The 4,362-nt window shown below is 36.3% G+C and carries 5 protein-coding genes; 1 reads left to right on the top strand and 4 read right to left on the bottom strand.

The window, feature by feature from the left end:
* Positions 1-511: 511 nt before the first annotated feature.
* Positions 512-1,168 carry a hypothetical protein gene (locus MOC86_RS19835; protein ID WP_268585722.1) on the bottom strand — a complete coding sequence of 219 codons (657 nt, stop codon included), beginning with the start codon at positions 1,166-1,168 and terminating at the stop codon, positions 512-514.
* 173 nt (positions 1,169-1,341) lie between these two features.
* Here MOC86_RS19835 and MOC86_RS19830 point away from each other — a divergent pair, with 173 nt between their 5' ends.
* Entirely contained in the window at positions 1,342-1,623 is a 282-nt protein-coding gene (locus MOC86_RS19830; protein ID WP_268585721.1) for an AbrB/MazE/SpoVT family DNA-binding domain-containing protein, read from the top strand.
* 193 nt (positions 1,624-1,816) lie between these two features.
* On the opposite strand, the gene MOC86_RS19825 is transcribed toward MOC86_RS19830, so the two are convergent.
* From MOC86_RS19825 to MOC86_RS19815, 3 genes are all read right to left on the bottom strand, one after another.
* Positions 1,817-2,374, bottom strand: coding sequence for a L,D-transpeptidase (locus MOC86_RS19825; protein WP_268585720.1), 558 nt, complete (start codon positions 2,372-2,374; stop codon positions 1,817-1,819).
* 187 nt (positions 2,375-2,561) lie between these two features.
* On the bottom strand, positions 2,562-3,269 hold the full coding sequence (locus MOC86_RS19820; protein ID WP_268585719.1) for an IS6 family transposase: 708 nt from the start codon (positions 3,267-3,269) through the stop codon (positions 2,562-2,564).
* A gap of 171 nt (positions 3,270-3,440) precedes the next feature.
* On the bottom strand, positions 3,441-4,362 hold a 922-nt coding region (locus MOC86_RS19815; protein ID WP_268585717.1), incomplete at its 5' end, for an SPOR domain-containing protein.

Below are 4,362 nucleotides of genomic sequence, written 5' to 3'. Positions count from 1 at the left end.
GTTGTTATATATGTTTTTATCGTTCCTTACGATTACTGGGATTTACACAGTTTTTTTCATATTAGTTTATAGGTTCATTCAAAGTCGTATAATGAAAAAGATCTTCCTCATTATTATCATGTTCTTATGGTTATTCACTACTTTATCTATCGTATCTTTTTTTAACTTCCAACCACTTTAATATCATCTTTCTCTAAATTATATAACTCATTTAATAAAAATGACAAAACCCCCACTCAACATAGAATAAAGGTTGTATTCTCATCATTGGTACCCGGTAATGAAAATAAGGTTAAGCCTGAAGAATGGCGTTCTTCTATACAAAAAATATATCTAACCATAATATTATGCAAAAAGAAGGATAAAATTTCTTTTATTCCTCCATACTATAAATACCTTCTAAGACAATCAGCTAGTTATAATAGTTCCCCTTTTGCAAGATAAGAAAAGCCCCCTACTTATAAGTAGGGGGGCTTTCTTTTAAATAGTTACTAACTATAAAATGAAAGTTTTAATAATGGACAGGCACACGATCTAACTTCTTTTTCTTCGCTACATAATAACGACTATAACTATCCAGAAGCTCATGCGTTTCAGGATGAATAATAATGGGTTTATCTACCGTTCCATTCTTCTCAATACTTTCTTCTACTGTCTTTTGTTTAGCCATTCCGGGTGTAAATTTGAGAAAAGCTTCTGGAACTTTAATATCTTCCAAAGGCATCCATTCTCGTGTACCTTTAGGAACAAGAACCTGCTTTTCAGTCTCCTCATTTTTCTTTACTTCTTTGGATTCGTTATTTTCTGCCTTTTGGGCCCTTGAGCCCTTCTTTTGAGGTCGTCCTTTCTCCTCTTTTGTTTTCGCTTCAATCTCTTGTATTTGCATACAAATAACGCCTATCTCACCTGTACATTGTTCAAAAGGAATGTCTAAACAAGGTTCTCCTTGAACTACAAAACGCCTTTGTGAAAATCCCTCTCGGTCTATGTTTAATTTATTAAACTGTTTTAAGCTAAGAACCACGGTATACGTAATGGCATTACTCTTAAATGGAATACCTTTTGGGGCATTGGGACTCCCCTTTTCCTCCATATCAAAAGTAAGGTATTTTCCATAGTCTTGAATTGAGCTTGTCGGATGACCAGTGACAGTGATTTTATGAGCCATCGTACTCCCTCCTTCTCTCTATCTATAATTCTATTATATATACACTTATGTACCCTTGTGTAGGGTCAAACCCTAAAATATTCCCCCATGTTTTTTACTATTTTTCTATATTATGATTATTTTTCTTATATTTGTTATAATGAAATTATTAAAGGGAATGAGGTGTGGTTGGATTGAAAAGTACAGGAATTGTGAGGAAAGTCGATCAATTAGGTCGTGTAGTCTTACCAAAAGAGCTAAGAGAAAACCTTGCTATTGAAAAGGGTGATCCTTTAGAAATCTTTGTAGACGAGAATCAAATCATCTTAAAAAAATATCAGTATCATAAAGCATGTATGATTACAGGAGAAATATCAGAAGATAACATGGTGTTTGGAAATGGAAAAGTCGTACTTAGCCGAGAAGGACTATACATTCTTTCTCAAGAATTGGAGAAGAGGGGTGTTAACCTATAAAAAAACAAATAACCGATGTAAATTAATTAATATCTAGGTTATGACAGGCTCGAATTTTACATTTATCTTTTGTTTCGCGGGTATTCCTCCACTACATGCAAAATTCAAGCCTCTTTTAGTAAGGACTTTTCATGGTCTATATCTCTTTCATCAACAAAAAAGGGTACACTCTTCAAGAGCGACCCGTAATGCATTAATTTTTCGTGTTATACCCTTTAAAATCATACCCGTAGACTTTTGTTAACGCCTTAAAACTTCTATAAGAGTAGGTAATGTTAACCGGTGTCCCCACTTGCACTTTATCATAAAGCTTTTCAACATCTGCATTATGCATTCTAACGCAACCTAGACTTACATATTTTCCAATACTGCTTTCATTATTATTCCCATGAATAGCATATGTATCACCATAAGTTCCATTGGCATTTATCCCTAACCAACGGTTTCCTAATGGGTTACGAGGATCTCCACCTGGAATGTTCCCTGTATAGTATGGTCGATTCTTAATCTTATTAACCACTTTAAAGAACCCAATTGGTGTTTGATCCCACTTTTTCCCCGTCGCTACAGGTACAACCATTTCAAGGTATCCATTATGATAATACGCTAGTTTATTATAATACTTGTTAATAATAATGAGATCTTGATTCGCTGTGTTACTTGCTGCCTCACTTTTACCGGTTGCCATTCCACCTACTAGAAATACGAGCAAAGCCAAAACTGTCATGGTTTTAATGAATATCTTTTTCATAGCAACTGTTCCCCTTTGGTATATATTTGTAATTACGGATATATTATATACCACTTTAGTTAATATTTACAATATTTTTATTATTTAGCCAAATACTTCATTTAATTTCTTCACCTAGGCTTTTATCATGCCATATCCATTCCATCTAAGACCATTCTCCTTTAAATAGTCTCGATGGTTGTAACAATTAGAGACACATAGATAATAATATGGGTAACTTCAAACCACCTGTAAATAATCTCTGAATCTTGGATATACTGATACTATTACTCTTAAAAAGGGGAGTGATTATGCCACTCAGTATGCAAGTAGCTGTACGAAAAGATTTCAATCCTAACATCGAACGAACTCTCTTTTTAATAACACGATGATCTTGTTCCACTATGTTATTGAGATATTTCACTTGCCTTATTTGGATGCCTAAGGGCATTTCTTTTTCGTTCTTCAATTCTTCAATGGCTATTGGGTAAGCTGGGTTTTTATCGACGGTTATGACACGAGGCTTTGAAACATGAAGAGACCGCAAAGCTTTCCTGAAAAAACGCTTTGCAGTCTTGTGATCTCTTGTTTGGCTTAGATAAAAATCAATGGTGTTTCCTTCTGAATCAACCGCACGATACAGATACACCCACTGTCCTTTGACTTTAATATACGTCTCATCCACTCGCCAAGAATCGTTTGTTTTCTTAAGGTAACGACGAATTCTCTTGTCTAACTCAGGCCCATATTGATGAACCCACCGCATGATGGTGGTATGGGCAATGGATAAACCCCGTTCCTCCATCATTTCGACCAAATCACGAAAACTTAGGTTGTACCGTAGGTACCACCTTACTGTTAATAAAATCATTTCAGGCTGATAATGCTTCCATTTGAATAAACTTTGATTCTCCATACTGAACATCATTCCTTTTTTAGTTTGATAGTATCAGTATGACCAAACTTGCTAGATTTCTCGCACCAGAACCAGATAAGGTATCCTTATCCTCAACAATACAACTACGTTATTAGAACTCTTCTTTCCCAATATAGAGGACGAAATGAAAACAGAAAGGGTGAGTAGAGGCTAGGCTTTAATCTCTTGGAGGATTTCCCCTAGTGTTTGCATGGTATTATTAATCATTCTTTCATATATATTTAGAATGGATTGTCCATAATGGTTACCTGGAACGGCCCATTTTCCGTTTAATGCGACCCATATCGGGGCGGATCCTCTCTGTACTAAATCAAAGCGAGGGTCGATTAATGGATATTTATCTGGTAATGGTTCAGTCGATGCATAGGCAAATAAATGTTGAAAATGGGCAAGTACCCCATCTCTTGGTGTATCAAAACTCGCCCCTGGATTATCAGGTCCTGTTGTTCCTAATCCGCAGAAATTGTTTTGTTCGGGTTGTACGACTCCCGTAAATCGAAAGAAGTCCGTTTCGTGAATAGCTTGGGCAAAGGCAATATCCCCTCTAATACCATAGTATTCCCCAAAAGTTAAATAATAAATTCCCAACGTAATCGCATCTGGATTTACAGTTTTTGCATACTGCTCCATGGATGCTGGGGACAGGTAGGTCCCACCTAATATAGGGTATCCAGACAAATCCTTTTGACCAGAATCAACGCCTTCAGTGACAATGTAGGCATCATTAATCCCCGCATTCTTGACCTCTTCCAAACGCTTTTCTGCATTGTCTCTCTTTGAGAAAGATCCAGCCTGAACACGATACCATGTTTCACCAGAAATATTCACGGTCATAATGAAAGATTCAATGCCTTTTGAATGTAGGACATCTACGCGTTCCTCTGCATTTTCCTTTGACTTGAAAGATCCAACTATGATCTTGTAAATCGTTCCAGGATCATTAGGTTTGGGCTTCAGATTAAAAGCCTTTGCTAAACCATTGACATGACCTTGTGCTAATTTTTGACGCCACGAAGGGTCTTTCATCAAGGTAGCATCCTGTCCATTATCGATAAACCCATTTTCTGTTAGT

The organism is Priestia endophytica, from assembly GCF_026790145.1.
GTDB lineage: Bacteria > Bacillota > Bacilli > Bacillales > Bacillaceae_H > Bacillus_I > Bacillus_I endophytica_A.
Note: the sequence above shows the minus strand (reverse complement) of the source record. Positions and strands in the feature narration are given on the sequence as shown.

Excerpts from the sequence above, each read along its gene's own strand:
- MOC86_RS19835 (WP_268585722.1), bottom strand. The coding sequence starts at position 1,168 with ATGGCTCATAAAATCACTGTCACTGGTCATCCGACAAGCTCAATTCAA.
- MOC86_RS19825 (WP_268585720.1), bottom strand. The coding sequence starts at position 2,374 with ATGAAAAAGATATTCATTAAAACCATGACAGTTTTGGCTTTGCTCGTA.
- MOC86_RS19820 (WP_268585719.1), bottom strand. The coding sequence starts at position 3,269 with ATGGAGAATCAAAGTTTATTCAAATGGAAGCATTATCAGCCTGAAATG.